Source organism: Galbitalea soli (assembly GCF_010686725.1).
Lineage (GTDB): Bacteria > Actinomycetota > Actinomycetes > Actinomycetales > Microbacteriaceae > Galbitalea > Galbitalea soli.
Genome location: NZ_JAAGWZ010000001.1, coordinates 343,592 through 360,902, shown reverse-complemented (window position 1 = coordinate 360,902; position 17,311 = coordinate 343,592). Strand labels below are relative to the sequence as shown.

Below are 17,311 nucleotides of genomic sequence, written 5' to 3'. Positions count from 1 at the left end.
CTCCCGCGCCACTGCTCCCGGCGCCCGGCGCCCGGCGTCCGGCGACCGTGGACGCGGTTAGGCTGGAGGCGTGAAGTCATGGAACCAGCCCGAGGTTCCTCGGCTCCCCGGCGCCGGTGAGGTTCCCCGGGTCTGGAACACCGCATCCGGCAGTCTGGTCGACGCCACACCCGACGGCACCGCCCGCCTCTACGTCTGCGGTATCACGCCCTACGACACCACCCACCTCGGCCACGCGGCCACCTACCTCGCCTTCGACACGCTCGTCCGGCTCTGGCGCGACGCCGGATTCACGGTCGAGTACGTGCAGAACAGCACCGACGTGGATGACCCGCTCCTGCAGCGCGCCCGCGAGACGGGGGTCGACTGGCGCGAGCTCGCCGCCGAGCAGACCGAGCTGTTCCGGCGCGACATGGAGGCGCTGCGGGTGATCCCGCCCGACCACTACGTCGCGGTCACCGAGCGCATCGCCCAGGTCGCCGACGCCGTCGAGCGACTGCTCGAATCGGGAGCCGCCTACGTGGTCGAGAACGACGTCTACTTCGACATCGCCGCGGCGAGCAGCACACTGTGGCAGCTCGGCGCCGAGAGCCGCTACGACCGCGAGACGATGCTGCGGTACAGCGCCGAGCGGGGCGGTGACCCGCAGCGACCGGGCAAGCGCGATCCGCTCGATCCCCTGCTCTGGCGCGCCGAACGCCCGGGAGAGCCGAGCTGGCCCAGCCCGCTCGGCCCGGGTCGCCCCGGATGGCACATCGAGTGCGCCGTCATCGCCGAGGAGTTCCTCTCGCCGCCGCTCACGGTGAACGGCGGGGGAGGGGATCTGATCTTCCCGCACCACGAGTTCAGCGCGGGCCACGCGGCGGCGCTCACCGGCGTGCCGCTCGCCTCCGCCTTCGTGCACACCGGAATGGTCGCGTACCACGGCGAGAAGATGAGCAAGTCCCTCGGCAATCTCGTGCGGGTGTCGGAGCTGCGGGCAGACAACGGGGATGCCCGCGCCATCCGGCTCGTCGTGCTCGCGCAGCACTACCGCAGCGATTGGGAGTACACCGAAGAGCTGCTGGCGCACGCGCGGCACCGGCTGGAGGTGTGGGCGCACTGGGCGACGCGGGTGACGGGCGCCGAGCATCCCGACGCCCCCACGGTGCTGACCTCGGCGATGCGCGCGGCGATGGCGGATGACCTGCACACCGACACCGCGCTCGAGATCGTCGACTCGGCCGTCGCCTCGGGCCGTGCACCCGAGCGCGGGGACCTCGACGCCATTGACGCCCTGCTGGGCATCCGCCTCTGACCACGGGCGGCACCCGCCGCCCTCAGCCCGGAAGCATGCCGGTCGGCGCACCCGCTCAGACGGTCGGCGGCCTCCACGGCTCGTCGCCCGCGGGGCCAGCCGGCCCGCGCCCGTCCTTGCCGTCGCGACGCTGCAGATAGCGCTCGAACTCCTCGGCGATCGCGTCGCCGCTCGCCTCCGGCGAGTCGACCGTGTCGCGCGCCTGCTCCAGTTGCTCGATGTACGCGGCCATCTCGTCGTCGTCGCCGGCGAGCGCGTCGATTCCGCTCTCCCACGCGGCGGACTCCGCGGGCAGGTCGCCGCGCGGAACCGTGATGTCGAGGAGCTCCTCGAGCTTCTCGATGATGGCGAGAGTCGCCTTGGGCGAGGGGGCGTTGTGCACGTAGTGCGGCACGGAGGCCCAGATCGAGAGGGTTGGGATCCCCGCCTTCTCCGCCGCGTCGCCGAGCACCGACAGGATGCCGACCGGCCCCTCGTAGCTGCTCTTTTCGATGCCGAGGCTCTCGCGCACGGCCGCGTTCTCACTCGTGACGAAGACGGAGATCGGTCGCGTGTGCGGCACGTCGGCGAGCATCGCGCCGAGGAACATCACGCTCGTGATCTCGGCGTCGTCCATGACCTCGAGGATCTCGTGCGTGAAGGTCTTCCAGCCGCGGGAGGGCTCGCTGCCCGTCAGCAGGTAGATCGACGCGCCCGGGCCCGCCGAGGCGTGCTCCGGACCGTAGGCGGTCACGTGCGGCCAGACGATCGTGCGCGCGCCGTCGTCGTCGGTCGTCACCGTGGGCCGGTTGAACTGGTAGTCGAAGTAGTCCTCGGGATCGACCTGGGCGATGGGGGAGACGCCCAGCTCGTCCTTGAGGGTTCGGATGGCGCCGCTGGCGGCCTCGCCCGCGTCGTTCCAGCCTTCGAAGGCCACGATGAGCACGTGACCGCTCGTGAAACTGGGGGTGTCTGACACGAAAATTCCTGTACCGCGCGACCTCCACCGGCCGCGCTCGTTCCTTCAAGGATAGGCCGCGACCGTCGCCGCGGCACTCCCGCGCCGGGGACACCCGGATAGAATCGGCCGTTGTGACTGAGCATCCCGCCGCCGTCCTGTGGGACATGGACGGCACCATCATCGACACCGAGCCGTACTGGATGGATGCCGAGACGCGACTCGTCGCGGAGTACGGCGGCACCTGGACCCACGAGCAGGCGGTCGGGCTCGTCGGCGCCGGACTCGAGCACTCCGCCCGCACCCTCCAGCAGGCGGGCGTCGCGCTGCACCCGCACGAGATCATCGAGGTGATGACGGCTCGGGTGCTGGAGCGGATCGTCGCCGAGGGGCTGCCGTGGCGCCCGGGCGCCCGCGAACTCCTGCTCGAGCTGCGGGAATCGGGAGTCCCCACCGCCCTCGTCACCATGTCGTACCGATCGCTCGCGACGACGGTCGCGGAGGCCATCGACTTCACCGCCTTCGACACGATCGTCGCAGGCGACGACGTCACTCTGAGCAAACCGCACCCCGCCGCCTACCTGCGGGCCGCCGATCTTCTCGGGGTCGCCGCGGTCGACTGCGTCGCGATCGAGGATTCCGCCCCCGGCGTCGCCGCGGCGATGGCGTCCGGCGCGACCACGATCGGCGTGCCGCTGAACGCGGTTCTTCCCGACCACCCCGCGCTCACCATCTGGCCGACCCTCGCCGGCCGCACGGTCACGCATCTCGCCGAGTTGCACGGTGACCGCAGATCCGCCGGGAGGCACTGATGTCCGACGCCAACCGACGCCAGTCCGGCCCATTCCGCGTGGGCGACCGCGTGCAGCTCACCGGCCCCAAGGGGCGGCTCAACACCGTGACGCTCGAGGCCGGGGGCGCGTTCCACACCCACCGCGGCATCCTCGACCACGACCTCATCATCGGGCAGCCCGATGCCTCCGTGGTCACGAGCTCGAACGGCATCGAGTACCTCGCCCTGCGGCCCCTGCTGACCGACTTCGTCATGTCGATGCCGCGCGGCGCCGCGATCGTGTACCCGAAGGATGCCGCGCAGATCGTCGGCATGGCCGATATCTTCCCCGGGGCGCGGGTCGTCGAGGCGGGCGTGGGGTCGGGGGCGCTCTCCCTCTGGTTGCTGCGTGCCATCGGACCGGAGGGCCGCCTGCACTCCTTCGAGCGTCGGCAGGAGTTCGCCGACGTCGCCCAGGCCAATGTCGAGGCGTTCCTCGCCGGGCGGCCCAGCAACTGGACGGTGACCGTCGGCGACCTCGCCGAGGCGCTGCCGGCCGGCGAGGAGGCCGGCACGGTCGACCGCGTCGTGCTCGACATGCTGGCGCCCTGGGAGTGCATCCCGATGGCGGCGGATGCCCTGACTCCCGGTGGCGTCATCATCTGCTACATCGCCACCGTCACCCAGCTGTCGCGCGTCGCGGAGGCCATCCGGTCGAGCGGTCGGTTCACCGACCCGGAGTCGTCGGAGACGATCGTGCGCACCTGGCACGTGGAGGGGCTCGCGGTTCGACCCGACCACCGGATGGTCGCGCACACCGGATTCCTGCTCACCGCGCGTCGCCTCGCGCCGGGAGCCGTGCTGCCGCATGTGGCGCGGAGGGCGTCCAAGTCCGACTACAGCGACGAGGACGTCGAGGTGTGGACGCCGGGTGCCCTCGGCGACCGGGTTTCGAGCGAGAAGAGCCTGCGGAAGTCGGTGCGCGAGGCCCAGGCCGCGGCTCGTGCGGCGACCTACGCTCCCGGCGAATCGACAAACTCCGACCCGTTAGAGTGATTCCGTGAATCCGGGTCGATTGAAAGTTGGGTACGTGCGCAAGTCTCTCGCGGTCATCCTCGCCGCCGCCTTCGCGGTCAGCCTCGCGGGATGCACGGCCATACCGACCGCGACCAGCTGCACCCCGCTGTCTCCCGCTGGCGACGCGTCGAACGCCGTGTCGGTGACCGGCGCCCTGGGCGAGAAGCCCACTGCGACCATTCCCACGCCGCTGCTCAGCACGAAGGCGGAGACGACGACTCTCGTCCGCGGCCACGGCGCTCCGCTCACCACGGGCACCATCGCGAACGTGCAGGCGAGCCTGTACTACGGCAAGACCGGGCAGCTGCTCACCGCCACGAACTTCGACGCGAAGGCCCCGCTGCAGGTCACGGTCGGCGTCACCTCCACGAGCAATGTCGGCAAGTACCTGCAGTGCCAGCGCGACGGATCGCGCTCGGTCACGGTCATGACCGCGAAGCAGTTCTTCGGCGCCGCGCCCGATCCGTCGACCGGGCTCACCTCGACCGACACGCTCATCCTCGTGACCGATATCCAGAAGACGTTCCCGGGTCGCGCCACCGGCGCCCTCCAACTCGGTCAGTCCGGTTTTCCCGCGGTCGTGACCGCGCCCGATGGCACGCCCGGCGTGACGATCTCGGGCAGCGCGCCGACCCAGCTGCGCTACGAGGCGCTCCGCAAGGGCGACGGAGCGACGGTCAAGAAGGGCGACGAGATCCTCGTGCACGTGACCGCGATCGACTGGTCGACCAAGTCCTCCTTCACCTCGACCTGGACGTCGAAGGTTCCGCAGGCGCTGCGCGCCGAGAGCGTGACCGACAGCGCGAGCGGCCAGCTCGACCCCGGTTCGGCGAAAGCCCTGATCGGGCAGACGGTCGGCAGTCAGGTGGTCGTGGTCGTCCCGCCCAAGTTTGGCTATCCTTCAGGTAAGGCCCCGAGCGGCTACCCCACGAACGCCACCGTGGTGTACGTCTACGACATCCTGGGCATCGAATAAACCGACGCACAACGACACTGGCCGGGTGTCTTCGATCATGAAGGACTACTTTCGTGTCACCAGCCAGCACCGCATCGCGCGTTCCCGTTGAGGAGCGCCTGTTCAGTCTGGTCCTCGCTCTCCTCGCGACCGACGCCGGCCTGACCAAGGCCGAGATCCTCTCCACCGTCCAGGGCTATCGGCAGCGCTACTCGCGGTCGGGCGACAATTCCAACCTCGAGCGCCAGTTCGAGCGCGACAAGGACGACATCCGCGAGCTCGGGGTGCCGCTCGAGACGATCGAGTCGCCGGGCGAGTCGGGCAACAACCAGAACCTGCGCTACCGGATCCCACGGGGAGATTACGAACTCCCTGCCGACATCGCCTTCTCGCCCGAGGAGACGACGCTCCTCAACCTCGCGGCGATGGTGTGGCGCGAGGGCTCGCTCTCGGCGGAGTCGCGGCGTGCCCTCCTCAAACTGCGCTCGCTCGGCGTCACCTCCGACGATCCGATCGTCGGGTATGCGCCACGACTGCGCGTGCGGGACGCCGCCTTCGAACCGCTGTCGGCAGCACTCGAGAAGCACGTCATCGTGCGCTTCGGCTACCTGAAGCCGGGGGAGCACGACGCCCGCACCCGAACGGTCGCCCCCATCGCTCTCATCCAGCACCGCGGGCGATGGATGCTGCACGCCGCCGATCAGGACGCGAAGGGAACCCGCAACTTCCTGCTGCGGCGGATCGTGACCCCCGTGACGACGACCAACACGCGATACGAGCCGTTCCCCCCGGAGGCGATGACCGCCGCCATCGCCGAACTCGAGCAGATCTGGCGCGATCGCACCGCTCTCGTCGAGGTCGTACCGGGTTCGGATGCGGCCACCCGGCTCGACAAGCGGCGGGGCACCGAGACCGCGCCGGACGGCGCGCTCACCCTGCACTTCTCCGACCTCGACCTGTTCGCCGACGAGTTGGCGGGGTACGGGCCGGAGGTGCTCGTGGTGTCGCCCCCGGAGCTGCGCGACGCCGTGCGCAGCCGTCTCACCCGCGTGGCGGTCGACCATGGCTGAGCGGCAGGCGCCCTTGCAGGCGGGCGACAAACTGACGTTCCTCTTGTCTCTCGTGCCGTTCCTCATGGATCACGACCGCATCAGCGTCGGCGAGGTCGCCGCGCACTTCGGTATGAAACCCGAGCAGATCAGGGACGCGGTGCGCCTCATCGGGGTATCGGGAATCCCGGGGGAGACGGCGCAGTACCAGCACGAGGATCTCTTCGACATCTCCTGGGACGACTTCGAGGAGAACGATCAGATCTCGCTCACCCACCGGGTCGCGATCGACGACTCCCCGCGGTTCTCCGCCCGGGAGGCGGCCGCGCTCATCGCCGGGCTGCAGTACCTGTCCGCGCTTCCCGAGCACGCCGACCGCGCGGCGATCGCGTCTCTCATGGCCAAGCTGTCGCGCGGGGCCTCGGCCGCGCCGAGCCAGCTTGCGGTCGAGGCGAGCGACACCGATGAGACCCTCTCGCTCATCCGCGACTCGGTCACGGCGGGGGTGCAGATCGAGTTCGACTACCTCAACTCCCGCGGCGAGCGCGAGAGGCGACGGGTGGATCCGCTCCGCGTCGAGTCGCTCGACGCCGACTGGTACCTGCGGGCCTGGTGCCACTTGCGCGAGGCCGTGCGCACCTTCCGTCTCGACCGCATCTCCGCACCGGTGGTCACCGCCGAGCCCATCACGCACCGGGCGGGCGACGTGGGGCTTCCCGATACCCTGTTCGAGGGTTCCGACGACGACCTCACCGTCGTCATCGAGGTCGCGACGGCCGCAGCACCGCTGCTCGCCGACTACGTGCCCGAGGGCGCGGAGACCTCCGAGCGCGACGGGCGGCTCCGCACGACGGTTCGGGTCTCGCACTATCACGGCCTCAAGCGCCTGATCGCGGCGATGCCGGGGGTCGCCGTCGTGATCGAGCCGCCGGAGGCGAGGCGAGCCGTCGCCGAGTGGGCAGCGGCCGGCGCCGCACGATACAACGACTCCGCACCGACAGGCGGATGACCGCACGCTGGGAAACTGGCCCGGGTCCGTGTCCCGTCACGGGTATGGGGCTAAAATGGGCACCGTTCGAGCGAATCTCAGCACGAACCCGAGGCAAAGGATGTGACGCTATGTTGGGCGGAATCACCGGTTGGCATTTTCTGATCATTCTCGTCATCGTCCTATTGCTCTTCGGTGCCACCCGGCTGCCCGCCCTCGCACGGAGCCTCGGGCAGTCGATGAACGCCTTCAAGGCCGAGATGAAGCCGAAGGACGGCGAGGCCCCCAAGGCCGAGTCGACCGGTGAGGCGTCGACGACGACCTCGGCCGACACCACACCGAAGCCCTAGGTTTCGTGGCCGGCCGCACCAGAAAACGCGCCGACACGGAGGGGCGGATGTCGCTCGGCGAGCACCTCGTCGAGCTCCGTAAGCGACTCTTCATCGCCGCTATCGCGATCACCGTGCTGTCGATCGGCAGCTGGTTCCTCGTGCCCTTCGTCTTGGACGCGCTTCGCGCCCCTCTGCTTCAGGCCGGCGAACTCGCGCACCGCACGAGCTCGCTCAACTACGACGGGCTCACCCAGGCCTTCGACGTCAAGATCCAACTCGCGGTCACCCTCGGACTCGTGCTCTCCAGTCCCGTCTGGCTCTACCAGGTCTGGGCGTTCATCGTGCCGGGTCTCAAGCGGCGCGAGAAGCGCTACGCGATCGGCTTTCTCGGCTCCGCCATTCCGCTGTTCCTGCTGGGCTGCGCAGCGGGCTGGTTCATCATGCCGCACATGGTCCAACTGCTCACCAGCTTCGCTCCCGCGCCCGACACCTCGATCGTGAATGCGAAGGACTACGTCGACTTCATCACCAAGCTCGTCATCGCGGTCGGCGTCGGGTTCGTGCTCCCCGTCTTCCTCGTCCTGCTGAATTTCATCGGCATCCTCGACGCGAAGGCCATCCTCAAGGGCTGGCGGATCGCGGTCATCGTCATCACGCTCTTCACGGCCCTCGTCACGCCCTCCGCCGACGTCGTGTCGATGTTCGTGCTCGCCATCCCCATGGTGGGCCTGTACTTCGCGGCGGCGTTCGTCGCGTGGCTCCACGACAGATCGGTCGCTCGCCGCCAGGCCGCGTTCAGCTCCGAGATCGCGGTCTGAGCCGCCGATGACCCAGCTTTCACCCGCCGAACGGTACGCGCAGTCCCGATCCCGCACCCGCCAACCCATGCTCGAGGCGTTCCGCGCCCGGCAGCGCTTCGATCTCGACTCCTTCCAGATCGCCGCGTGCGGATCGATCGAGGAAGGGCGGAGCGTGCTCGTCGCCGCGCCCACCGGCGCGGGCAAGACGATCGTCGCCGAGTTCGCGATCTATCTCGCCATGCAGGACACGCGCGACAAGGTGTTCTATACGGCACCGATGAAGGCGCTGAGCAACCAGAAGTTCCAGGAACTCGTGGCGGAGTACGGCGCGGAGAGCGTCGGTCTGCTCACCGGCGACACCAACATCAACTCGACCGCCCGCATCGTCGTGATGACGACCGAGGTGCTCCGCAACATGCTCTACGCGGACTCCTCGCTGCTCACCGACCTCGCCTACGTGATCATGGACGAGGTGCACTACCTCGCCGATCGGTTCCGCGGCGCGGTCTGGGAGGAGGTGATCATCCACCTTCCTCCGTCGGTGCGCCTCGTCTCGCTCAGCGCCACCGTCTCCAACGCCGAGGAGTTCGGCGACTGGTTGCAGGCCGTTCGCGGCGACACCGACGTGATCGTCTCCGAGGAGCGCCCGGTGCCGCTCGAGCAGCACGTGCTCATGCGAACCCGGCTCATCGACCTCTTCGACTCCTCGGGGCTCGCCGCCACCAACCGGGTCAACCCGGAGCTCGCGCAGATGGCGCACTACGGCGGCCGGGGCATCAGCTCCCGACAGGCGAAAGACGTGGGCCGGCGTCACTCGCACGGCGGTCGCCCCGACACGGTGCGCATGGACCGCGCCGAGCTGGTGGCACTCCTCGAGACCAAGAACCTGCTGCCCGCGATCTTCTTCATCTTCAGCCGCGTCGGATGCGACGCCGCCGTCCGGCAGGTGCTGCGCGCGGGCGTTCGTCTCACGAGCGCGCAGGAGCGCGACGAGATCCGCGCCATCGTCGAGGAGCGCTGCCGCACCCTGCGCGATGAGGATCTCGCCGTGCTCGGCTACTGGGAGTGGCTCGAAGGGCTGGAGCGGGGCGTCGCCGCCCACCACGCCGGCATGCTGCCCGCCTTCAAGGAGGTCGTCGAAGAGCTGTTCCGGCTCAAACTCGTGCGACTCGTGTTCGCCACCGAGACGCTCGCCCTCGGCATCAACATGCCCGCGCGCACCGTCGTGCTCGAGAAGCTCGAGAAGTTCAATGGTGAGGCGCGAGTGCCGATCACGCCGGGGGAGTACACGCAGCTGACCGGGCGCGCGGGTCGACGCGGCATCGACGTGGAAGGGCACTCGGTCATCCAGTGGGCCGACGGCCTCGACCCGCAGGCGGTCGCCTCGCTCGCCTCGCGACGCACCTACCCACTCAATTCGAGCTTCCGGCCCACCTACAACATGGCGGTCAACCTCATCGACCAGTTCGGTCGCGAGCGCACCCGCGAGATCCTGGAGTCCTCGTTCGCCCAGTTCCAGGCCGACCGGGCGGTCGTCGATCTGGCGCGGAAGGTCCGCAGCCAGCAGGAGTCGCTCGACGGCTACGCGAAGGCGATGACCTGCCACCTGGGTGACTACGCCGAGTATTCGGGTATCCGGCGGGAGCTCACCGACCTCGAGCGCAAGGCGGGGGTGCGGTCCGAGCAGCAGTCGCGCGCGGAGCGGGACCGCCGGCAGCGCCAGCTCACCGAGCTGCGACGGCGGATGAAGCAGCATCCCTGCCACAGCTGCAACGACCGCGAGGCGCACGCGCGCTGGGCCGAGCGCTGGTGGAAGCTCAAGAAAGACACCGATCGGCTGACCACGCAGATCCGCAGTCGCACCGGCGCGGTCGCGAAGGTGTTCGACCGGGTGACGGATGTCCTGCTCCAGCTGGGCTACCTCGTCGCCGACGGCGGCGAGGTCGCGGTCGCGGCCGACGGGCGGCTGCTCAAGCGCATCTACGGCGAACGAGACCTCCTGGTCGCGGAGTCGCTTCGCACGGGGCTCTGGGACTCGTTGGACGCGCCGTCACTCGCCGCCATGGCCGCCTCGCTCGTGTTCGAGCCTCGGCGCGACGAGGGTGCCCCGAATGAGCGCAATCTCCCGCGCGGACCGTTCCGCGAGGCCTTCGATGCGACGGGCGATCTCTGGGCCCGCCTCGACGACATCGAGCGCGACAATCGTCTGCCCGGAACCCAGCCCCTCGCGACCGGCCTGACCCTCGCCATGTACCGCTGGGCGCAGGGCGCCTCCCTCGACTCGGTGCTGAGTCTCGCCGATCTCGCCGCGGGCGACTTCGTGCGCTGGACGAAGCAGACGATGGACCTCCTCGACCAGCTCTCGGTGGTCGCGGAGTCGGAGGTCGGGCGCGTGGCCCGGCGCTCGCTCGACTCGATCATGCGCGGCATCGTCGCCTACAGCAGTGTCGCGTAGGGTCTCCCGCGCGCGCCTCGGCGGCGAGCGGGCGCTCCTGCCGCTGTGGGCGTCGCTCCTGCTCGCCGCGGTCTCCGGAGTCGCCCTCGACGACGGCTTTCCCGATCTGGGCTGGTGGCCGATGACCTTCGTGGGCATCGGGATGGTGCTCGTTGCGATGCGCGGTCGACGGCCGCGATCCGCGCTCCTCGTGGGGTTCGTCGCGGGTGTGTGCTTCTACCTCATCCACATCGAGTGGGCCTCGCTCTTCCTGGGCCCGCTACCGATGACGGCCCTCGCGGTACTGGAATCCCTCTTCGTCGCCCTCGGCACAATGTGCATCGCCCTCGCCTACCAGTGGGTGCCGCGGGCCTGGCCCGGCAGGGCGGGCCGCCTCGTGCTGCTCCCCATCGTCGTCGCGGGCATCTGGACCGCGCGCGAGGGCATCGCGAGCGTCTGGCCGTATGGGGGTTTCGCGTGGGGAAGGGTCGCGCTCTCCCAGTCGCAGAGCCCCTTGGCGCATCTCTTCGCGTGGGTCGGGGTCTCCGGGGTGAGCTTCCTCATGGTGCTCGTCGTCGCCCTGACCCTGGAACTCGCCGTCTCGGGGCAATCGTCAGCGCGCACCCCCGGCATCGCGGCGCCGATGCTCCCGGGGGAGGGGGGTGCTCCGACGCGCGGTGCAGCGCGACTGACGCGCGTGGCCGTGCCCCTCCTCGCGCTCACCCTGCTGGTCGTGGTGCCCGCGTTCCCGCTCGTGCTGTCGGGCTCCACGACGGTCGCCGCGGTCCAGGGCGACGGTCCGGCCGGTTACTTCCAGCCGCACAACGAGGGCGATCTGCTCGCCGCGCAGTACGCCGCAACGATCCCGTTGTACGGCCGGCGCGTCGACATGGTGATCTGGCCCGAGGGCGCCTCCGATCTCGACCCGCTGGAGTCCCGCGCGGGTGCGGCGGTCTTCGACGAGGTGAGCAGGCGGATGAACGCACCCCTCATCGCCGGAACCATCACCCATCGCGGCTCCAAGTTCTACAACACCTCGCTGCTGTGGGAGGCCGGCAAGGGCGCCGTCGACTTCTACGACAAGAAGCACCCGGTGCCGTTCGGGGAGTACGTTCCCGATCGCGCATTCTGGCGCCCGTTCGCGCCGTCACTCATCGACCTGATCGGCCGTGACTACACGCCGGGTACCACCGACACCGTGTTCGACGTGAACGGGGTCATCGCAGGCATCGACATCTGCTTCGATATCAGCGACGACAACGTCATGCGAGAGTCGGTGCTGTCGGGGGCCCAATTCCTCATCGCGCAGACCAACAACGCCGACTTCGGTCACACCGACGAGAGCGTGCAGCAACTCGCGATCGCTCGCATTCGGGCGATGGAACTGGGTCGATCCCTCGTTAACGACTCGACGGTCGGCACGAGCGCGATCATCGCGCCCGACGGGTCCACGATCCGGCAGCTCACGCCATTCACGGCGGCCACCATGGTGGCGAGGGTTCCGCTCAGCACGACGGTGACGCCGGCCGCCGTGGCGGGATCGGGGATCGAACTCTTCGTGGGCATCCTCGGACTCGGCGGGCTGCTCGCGGCCATCGTCGCGGGCAAACGAAACGCCCCGCCCGCTCCGGCAGGGGAGGGGACGGGGCGTCGTCGGGGGCGCACGTCGCGCTAGGCGCCGATCTTCTGCTGGCCTTTGCGAGCCCGCAGGTAGTCGAGCCGCTCCTGAAGCAACTCCTCCAGTTCCGCACGGGTGCGGCGCTCAAGAAGCATGTCCCAGTGGCTACGAGGCACCTTGGCTTCGGCGTGCTCACTCTCGACGGGAGCACCGTCGCTGTCGAGAAGGACGCCCTCCATGCCGTTCTTCGGGGACTCCCAGACCTCGGGAATCTCGGCGTCTGCGGAGAACACCACCTCGAAGGTACTGCCGTCCGGCGTACGGTAAACACTCTTTCGTCGCGGCGAAAATTCGACACCCTCTTCGCTCTGTAAGCTCTGGGTTCCGAGTCTCATGCCGCGCAAACTCCGGTCTGCCATTGTGTGGCCTCCTTAATCTCGCAATGCATTCAAAGTTATAAACCCGTTAGCAATGCGAAATGTTCCGCCACTGTGGGTTAACAGACCACTCCCAGCGCATTGGCAGGGTGAGGGCGGCTCAGGCCGAGCGGCCGATGAGTTCCAGCAGTAGGTCGGAGCGGTCGGTGACGATGCCGTCCGCCCCGAGTTCGAGGAGCCGCTTCATCTCGGTGACGTCGTTGATCGTCCAGAAGTGCACCTCGACGCCCGCCGCCTGAATTCTGCGGATGACCCCCCGGGTCGCGATGCGCAGGAGGCTGATCCCCACCGGAACCTGCACCGCGTCGACCCCGCGCAGTGCGAACCGCACGAGCGGGGAGAGGCCGAGCTTCGCGGCGGTGAGGGCGAGTGCGAACCGGGGAGAGGATGCCGAGGTCGCGACCCCGGGCAGCGCCCGCACCGCCGCGCCACGCCGACGCTCGTTGAACGAGGTGATGAGCACGCGGCCGGTCGCGCCCGCCTCACGAATGGCCGCCGCCGCGGGCGCCGCCGCCGCGAGCGACTTGATATCGATGTTGAATCGAGCTTCGGGGAAGGCGGCGAGCGCCTCCGCGAGCGTGCAGAAGGTCTGACCGGAGCCCAAATCGACGGTCTTCAACTCGGCGAGTGTCAAGGCACTGACCTGCTCCCGACGACCCGCGACGCGACGCAGATCCGAGTCGTGGCAGATGATCGCTATGCCGTCCTTCGAGACCTGAACGTCGGTCTCGAGGTACTCCGCACCGCCCGCCAGCGCATTGAGGAACGACAGGAGGGTGTTCTCCGGGGCGTTGACCGTCAGTCCACGATGGGCGAGCACGCGTGGGCGTGTCGGTTCGAACCAGGTTGTCGGATGGGGACCGACGAGCCGACGCACTAGTTCTTGGGGCCGAGGAAACCGGCACCGATGTGCGAGAGCGCCTCGGTCAGCTCGGACGGGATGATCCAGAGCTTGCTGGCCTCGCCCTCGGCGATCTTCGGCAGCGTCTGCAGGTATTGATACGCGAGCAGGGGGGCGTCGGGGTTGCCGGCGTGGATGGCCCCGAAGACGGTCGTGATGGCCTGCGCCTCGCCCTCGGCCCGCAGGATCTGGGCCTTGGCGTCGCCTTCCGCGTTGAGGATCGCCGCCTGACGGGCACCCTCCGCCTGCAGAATGGCCGCCTGCTTGGTGCCCTCCGCGGTGAGGATGGCGGCGCGCTTGTCGCGCTCGGCGCGCATCTGCTTCTCCATCGAGTCCTGAATCGAGACGGGCGGCTCGATCGCCTTGAGCTCGACGCGACCGACGCGGATGCCCCACTTGCCGGTGGCCTCGTCGAGCACGATGCGGAGCTGGCTGTTGATCTTGTCGCGGCTCGTGAGCGCTTCCTCGAGGTTCAGACCGCCCACGACGTTACGGAGCGTCGTCGTGGTCAGCTGCTCGACCGCCCCGAGGTAGTTGCGGATCTCGTAGGTCGCGGCGCGCGCATCCGTCACCTGGAAGTAGACGACCGTGTCGATCGAAACGACCAGATTGTCCTCGGTGATGACAGGCTGGGGCGGGAACGAGACGACCTGCTCGCGCATGTCGATCAGCGGGCGCATGCGGTCGACGAACGGGGCGAGGACATTCAACCCCGGGTTGAGGGTCTTGTGATACTTGCCCAGCCGCTCCACGACACCCGCGGTGGCCTGCGGCACGATCCGGATGGCGCGGAAGAGCGTGACGAGCACCAGGATGACCAGGAAGGCGATGACGATGAACCCGATCACCTGGCCGAAGCTGATGTTGCTCATGGAGTGGTCCTTTCGAACGGGACGACCACGGCGGTCGCCCCCTGAATGGCGGTGACCGTCACACGGTCGCCGAGGTTCAGTGGTGGCGGGGGAGTGGAACCGAGCGTCGCGGTCCAGGTCTCGCCGTTGTCGAGTTTGACCGTGCCCGCGGCGCCCTCGAAGGCGATGACGACGGTGCCGTGCATCCCGAGGAGCGCCTCGACGTTGCTCTTCGCGTGGTCACCGCCGCGTTTCAGCGCCCGCAGCAGCGGGGGCCGCACCGTGAAGATGAGGGCGAGGGCGAGGATCGCGGCGATGATCACCTGCACCCACCAGGCGGCGCCGATCAGGCTCGCGACCAGGCCGCCGACGCTGCCGATGGCGAGCATGAGGAAGGTGAAGTCGACGGTGACCACCTCGACGATCACGAAGATGAGAATGAGGGCAAGCCAGAGAATCCATGCGTATTGCTGGACGAAATCCATCGCGTACTAAGCACCTCTCGTGTTTCCGCTCGCCATGAAGCTATCACCTGCAGGCGACCGACGGCAGTCGTCTTGGTAGTGTCGTCTCTCGTGAACAACCCCCTCGCCGCCGGTTCCCTCACCGGCAAACGCGCCCTCGTGACCGGATCCTCTCGAGGCATAGGCGCTGACACCGCCCTGTACTTCGCGGGCGCCGGTGCGACCGTCGTCATCAACTACCGCAACAAAGAGGCGCGGGCCCTCAAGCTCGTCGCCGCGATCGAGTCGGCAGGGGGAAGCGCCTTCGCGGTCGGAGCCGATCTGACCGACCCTGAGTCGGTGGCCGCCATGTTCGCGACCGCGAAAGAGCGATTGGGCGGTCTCGACATCCTGGTCATGAACGCCTCCGGCGGCATGGAGTCCGGTCTCGGCGAGGACTACGCGATGCGGCTCAACCGCGACGCCCAGCTCGCCCTGCTCACCGCGGCCCTGCCGCTCCTCGGGCCCGGCTCGCGCGTGGTGTTCGTGACGAGCCACCAGGCGCACTTCATCCGCACCACACCGACCATGCCGGAATACGAGCAGGTCGCGCTGAGCAAGCGCGCGGGTGAGGATGCCCTCCGCGAGTTGATCCCCACCCTCGAGGAGTCCGGCATCGGCTTCGTCGTCGTCTCGGGCGACATGATCGAGGGCACGATCACCGCGACCCTGCTCGAGCGCGCCAACCCCGGCGCCATCGGACAGCGCAAGGAGGCCGCGGGCCGGCTCTACAACGTGGGGGAGTTCGCGGCCGAGGTCGCCCTCGCCGCCGTCGAGCCCATTCCCGCCGACCACACGCGGTATGTGGGCGACGTGAGCGACTTCGGCGCCTGAGCTCATGACCGTCGGGCACCGACTCACCTCGCGCATCCTGCTGCTCGACGAGCAGGGACAGCTGCTGTTGTTCCTGACGAAGGCCCCCGACACGAGCGGCTTCGCGCGGTGGATCACGCCGGGTGGGGGAGTCGACCCGGGGGAGGACCACGCGGCCGCGGCCGTGCGGGAGCTCTTCGAGGAGACGGGGCTGCGGATCGATCATCCCGGCGACGCCGTCTGGAGCCACGACTTCGACGTCACCTGGGATGCCGCCGACCACGACACCGGCCACGCCGAGTTCTACGTGCACCGCACGACGCGCTTCGAGCCGTCGAACGCGCACTGGACTCCCGAGGAGCACGTCGACGTGCTCGACCACCGCTGGTGGTCGCTCGCCGAACTCGAATCGACCGAGGAACCGTTCGAACCCGCCGAGCTGACCGAGCTCGTGCGGCTGGCGCTCACAACGCACGACTGAGGACACGCCCGTGGCACACGCTGAACACGATTACACGCTCGCCGAGCTCGAGGCGGCTCCCCGAATTGATCTTGAGCATTTCTCCAAAGAAGACGCCTTCGACCTCGGGGTGATCGCCGGGGGAGTGATCCAGGAGTGGTCGCTCAATCTCGCCTTCGACATCGTGATCGGCGACGACCTCGTGTTCCGCGCGAAGTTCGGCAAGACGGGCGCCGGGAACGATCCTTGGCTCGCCGGCAAGGCTGCGACGGCCCGGCATTTCGGTGAGCCGTCGCTGCTGGTGCGCCGACGGCACGAGGCAGCCGGCACGCTGTTCACCGACCGCACCGACATCGATCACGACGTGGTCAAGGCGCATGGTGGATCGATCCCGATCTTCGTACGCGGCGAGCTCGTCGCGACGGCGACGATGTCGGGCGAACCCGACGTCGTCGACCACGAGGCCTGCGCCGAGGCGATCTCCCGGTACCGCGCGACGCTCTGACGAGCCGTCGCGCCGGATTCAGTGCGCCGAGTAGCCGCCATCGACGAGGTGGTAGCTGCCGGAGATGAAGGATGCGGCATCGCTCAGCAGGAACAGCGTGAGCGCGACGACCTCCTTGTCGGTCCCCAGGCGACCGGTCGCGTGCTCGGCCTCGAGGGCGGTGATCGCCTCGGGCGACAGGCTGGCGCGCACGAGAGGCGTGTCGATGAAGCCGGGACCGACCGCGTTCGTACGCACACCCTGCGCGGTGTATTCGAGGGCGGCCTGCGCCGCCTCGAGCTTGATGTCGGTGACGACGACCGACGCACCCTCCGCCGCGAGTTCACGGGAGATCTCAGCGCCGATTCCGCTGCCTCCGCCGCTGACGATGGCGACCTTGTTGACAAACCTGGTCATGACGACCGCTTCCTTTGCGGTCCGATGGTGAGGATTTCACGGAGCTATCTCAATGCGTTCGCATAAATCTAAATCCGACCGACCACTCGGTATTCCCGCTCTCCAGGTCGCTGATAATTCACATTATGTCAAGTTATCGATCGCTGAGCCCCGCTCGAGCCGCTCCGGGCACTCCCTCAGTGTCAG

General features: G+C 68.6%; 19 protein-coding genes. 13 read left to right on the top strand and 6 right to left on the bottom strand.

All coding sequences use genetic code 11. The features are described 5' to 3' along the window. The first annotated feature begins 70 nt into the window (after positions 1-70). On the top strand, positions 71-1,297 hold the full coding sequence (gene mshC / locus G3T37_RS01660) for a cysteine--1-D-myo-inosityl 2-amino-2-deoxy-alpha-D-glucopyranoside ligase (RefSeq protein WP_163471739.1): 1,227 nt from the start codon (positions 71-73) through the stop codon (positions 1,295-1,297). A gap of 55 nt (positions 1,298-1,352) precedes the next feature. Here mshC and G3T37_RS01655 read toward each other — a convergent pair whose 3' ends face one another. After that, positions 1,353-2,255, bottom strand: coding sequence for a PAC2 family protein (locus tag G3T37_RS01655; protein ID WP_163471738.1), 903 nt, complete (start codon positions 2,253-2,255; stop codon positions 1,353-1,355). A gap of 113 nt (positions 2,256-2,368) precedes the next feature. On the opposite strand from G3T37_RS01655, the gene G3T37_RS01650 reads away from it, so the two are divergent. The 9 genes from G3T37_RS01650 to lnt all read left to right on the top strand — a co-directional run bounded on the left by G3T37_RS01650 (position 2,369) and on the right by lnt (position 12,316). After that, on the top strand, positions 2,369-3,046 hold the full coding sequence (locus tag G3T37_RS01650; RefSeq protein WP_338401148.1) for an HAD family hydrolase: 678 nt from the start codon (positions 2,369-2,371) through the stop codon (positions 3,044-3,046). After that, complete coding sequence (locus G3T37_RS01645) at positions 3,046-4,062, top strand: tRNA (adenine-N1)-methyltransferase (RefSeq protein WP_163471737.1); 1,017 nt, start codon at positions 3,046-3,048, stop codon at positions 4,060-4,062. The genes G3T37_RS01650 and G3T37_RS01645 overlap by 1 nt, the downstream gene beginning before the upstream one ends. Positions 4,063-4,096: 34 nt before the next feature. Next, a complete protein-coding gene (locus G3T37_RS15240) occupies positions 4,097-5,059 on the top strand; it encodes an FKBP-type peptidyl-prolyl cis-trans isomerase (protein WP_163471736.1) in 963 nt (320 codons plus the stop codon). A 53-nt stretch (positions 5,060-5,112) separates the two neighbouring features. Continuing rightward, positions 5,113-6,108, top strand: coding sequence for a WYL domain-containing protein (locus G3T37_RS01635; RefSeq protein WP_163471735.1), 996 nt, complete (start codon positions 5,113-5,115; stop codon positions 6,106-6,108). Then, on the top strand, positions 6,101-7,096 hold the full coding sequence (locus G3T37_RS01630; protein ID WP_163471734.1) for a helix-turn-helix transcriptional regulator: 996 nt from the start codon (positions 6,101-6,103) through the stop codon (positions 7,094-7,096). Before G3T37_RS01635 ends, G3T37_RS01630 begins: the two co-directional genes overlap by 8 nt. A gap of 110 nt (positions 7,097-7,206) precedes the next feature. Beyond that, the gene (gene tatA / locus G3T37_RS01625) at positions 7,207-7,425 is read left to right on the top strand and encodes a twin-arginine translocase TatA/TatE family subunit (protein ID WP_163471733.1); all 219 of its coding nucleotides are present in this window, start codon (positions 7,207-7,209) and stop codon (positions 7,423-7,425) included. A 5-nt stretch (positions 7,426-7,430) separates the two neighbouring features. Then, complete coding sequence (tatC, locus tag G3T37_RS01620) at positions 7,431-8,225, top strand: twin-arginine translocase subunit TatC (RefSeq protein WP_338401147.1); 795 nt, start codon at positions 7,431-7,433, stop codon at positions 8,223-8,225. Between the two features lie 7 nt (positions 8,226-8,232). Further along, a complete protein-coding gene (locus tag G3T37_RS01615) occupies positions 8,233-10,662 on the top strand; it encodes a DEAD/DEAH box helicase (protein ID WP_163471732.1) in 2,430 nt (809 codons plus the stop codon). Next, complete coding sequence (gene lnt / locus G3T37_RS01610; protein ID WP_163471731.1) at positions 10,652-12,316, top strand: apolipoprotein N-acyltransferase; 1,665 nt, start codon at positions 10,652-10,654, stop codon at positions 12,314-12,316. The genes G3T37_RS01615 and lnt overlap by 11 nt, the downstream gene beginning before the upstream one ends. Here lnt and G3T37_RS01605 read toward each other — a convergent pair. The 4 genes from G3T37_RS01605 to G3T37_RS01590 form a co-directional block, all read right to left on the bottom strand. Then, positions 12,313-12,678, bottom strand: coding sequence for an RNA polymerase-binding protein RbpA (locus tag G3T37_RS01605; RefSeq protein WP_163471730.1), 366 nt, complete (start codon positions 12,676-12,678; stop codon positions 12,313-12,315). The two genes, lnt and G3T37_RS01605, sit on opposite strands and share 4 nt — an antisense overlap. A 118-nt stretch (positions 12,679-12,796) precedes the next feature. Then, positions 12,797-13,516 carry a glycerophosphodiester phosphodiesterase family protein gene (locus tag G3T37_RS01600; RefSeq protein WP_338401146.1) on the bottom strand — a complete coding sequence of 240 codons (720 nt, stop codon included), beginning with the start codon at positions 13,514-13,516 and terminating at the stop codon, positions 12,797-12,799. Between the two features lie 56 nt (positions 13,517-13,572). Further along, complete coding sequence (locus tag G3T37_RS01595; RefSeq protein WP_163471728.1) at positions 13,573-14,469, bottom strand: SPFH domain-containing protein; 897 nt, start codon at positions 14,467-14,469, stop codon at positions 13,573-13,575. Continuing rightward, on the bottom strand, positions 14,466-14,933 hold the full coding sequence (locus tag G3T37_RS01590; RefSeq protein WP_163471727.1) for an NfeD family protein: 468 nt from the start codon (positions 14,931-14,933) through the stop codon (positions 14,466-14,468). The genes G3T37_RS01595 and G3T37_RS01590 overlap by 4 nt, the downstream gene beginning before the upstream one ends. Before the next feature lie 90 nt (positions 14,934-15,023). Here G3T37_RS01590 and G3T37_RS01585 point away from each other — a divergent pair, with 90 nt between their 5' ends. The 3 genes from G3T37_RS01585 to G3T37_RS01575 are packed head-to-tail and all read left to right on the top strand — an operon-like array spanning position 15,024 to position 16,729. Further along, positions 15,024-15,785 (top strand): SDR family oxidoreductase, encoded by a 762-nt coding sequence (locus G3T37_RS01585; RefSeq protein ID WP_163471726.1) that lies wholly within the window; start codon positions 15,024-15,026, stop codon positions 15,783-15,785. A 4-nt stretch (positions 15,786-15,789) separates the two neighbouring features. Then, a complete protein-coding gene (locus tag G3T37_RS01580; RefSeq protein ID WP_163471725.1) occupies positions 15,790-16,245 on the top strand; it encodes an NUDIX hydrolase in 456 nt (151 codons plus the stop codon). A 10-nt stretch (positions 16,246-16,255) separates the two neighbouring features. After that, positions 16,256-16,729 carry a heme-binding protein gene (locus G3T37_RS01575; protein WP_163471724.1) on the top strand — a complete coding sequence of 158 codons (474 nt, stop codon included), beginning with the start codon at positions 16,256-16,258 and terminating at the stop codon, positions 16,727-16,729. A gap of 18 nt (positions 16,730-16,747) precedes the next feature. Here G3T37_RS01575 and G3T37_RS01570 read toward each other — a convergent pair whose 3' ends face one another. Beyond that, a complete protein-coding gene (locus tag G3T37_RS01570; RefSeq protein WP_163471723.1) occupies positions 16,748-17,125 on the bottom strand; it encodes an SDR family oxidoreductase in 378 nt (125 codons plus the stop codon). Positions 17,126-17,311 lie beyond the last annotated feature (186 nt).

Bases quoted from the DNA above. Each gene is read 5' to 3' on its own strand.
- G3T37_RS01645 (WP_163471737.1), top strand. From the start codon at position 3,046: ATGTCCGACGCCAACCGACGCCAGTCCGGCCCATTCCGCGTGGGCGAC.
- G3T37_RS01615 (WP_163471732.1), top strand. From the start codon at position 8,233: ATGACCCAGCTTTCACCCGCCGAACGGTACGCGCAGTCCCGATCCCGC.
- G3T37_RS01605 (WP_163471730.1), bottom strand. From the start codon at position 12,678: ATGGCAGACCGGAGTTTGCGCGGCATGAGACTCGGAACCCAGAGCTTA.
- G3T37_RS01570 (WP_163471723.1), bottom strand. From the start codon at position 17,125: ATGACCAGGTTTGTCAACAAGGTCGCCATCGTCAGCGGCGGAGGCAGC.
- G3T37_RS01580 (WP_163471725.1), top strand. From the start codon at position 15,790: ATGACCGTCGGGCACCGACTCACCTCGCGCATCCTGCTGCTCGACGAG.
- G3T37_RS01595 (WP_163471728.1), bottom strand. From the start codon at position 14,469: ATGAGCAACATCAGCTTCGGCCAGGTGATCGGGTTCATCGTCATCGCC.
- G3T37_RS01630 (WP_163471734.1), top strand. From the start codon at position 6,101: ATGGCTGAGCGGCAGGCGCCCTTGCAGGCGGGCGACAAACTGACGTTC.
- G3T37_RS01590 (WP_163471727.1), bottom strand. From the start codon at position 14,933: ATGGATTTCGTCCAGCAATACGCATGGATTCTCTGGCTTGCCCTCATT.
- tatA (WP_163471733.1), top strand. From the start codon at position 7,207: ATGTTGGGCGGAATCACCGGTTGGCATTTTCTGATCATTCTCGTCATC.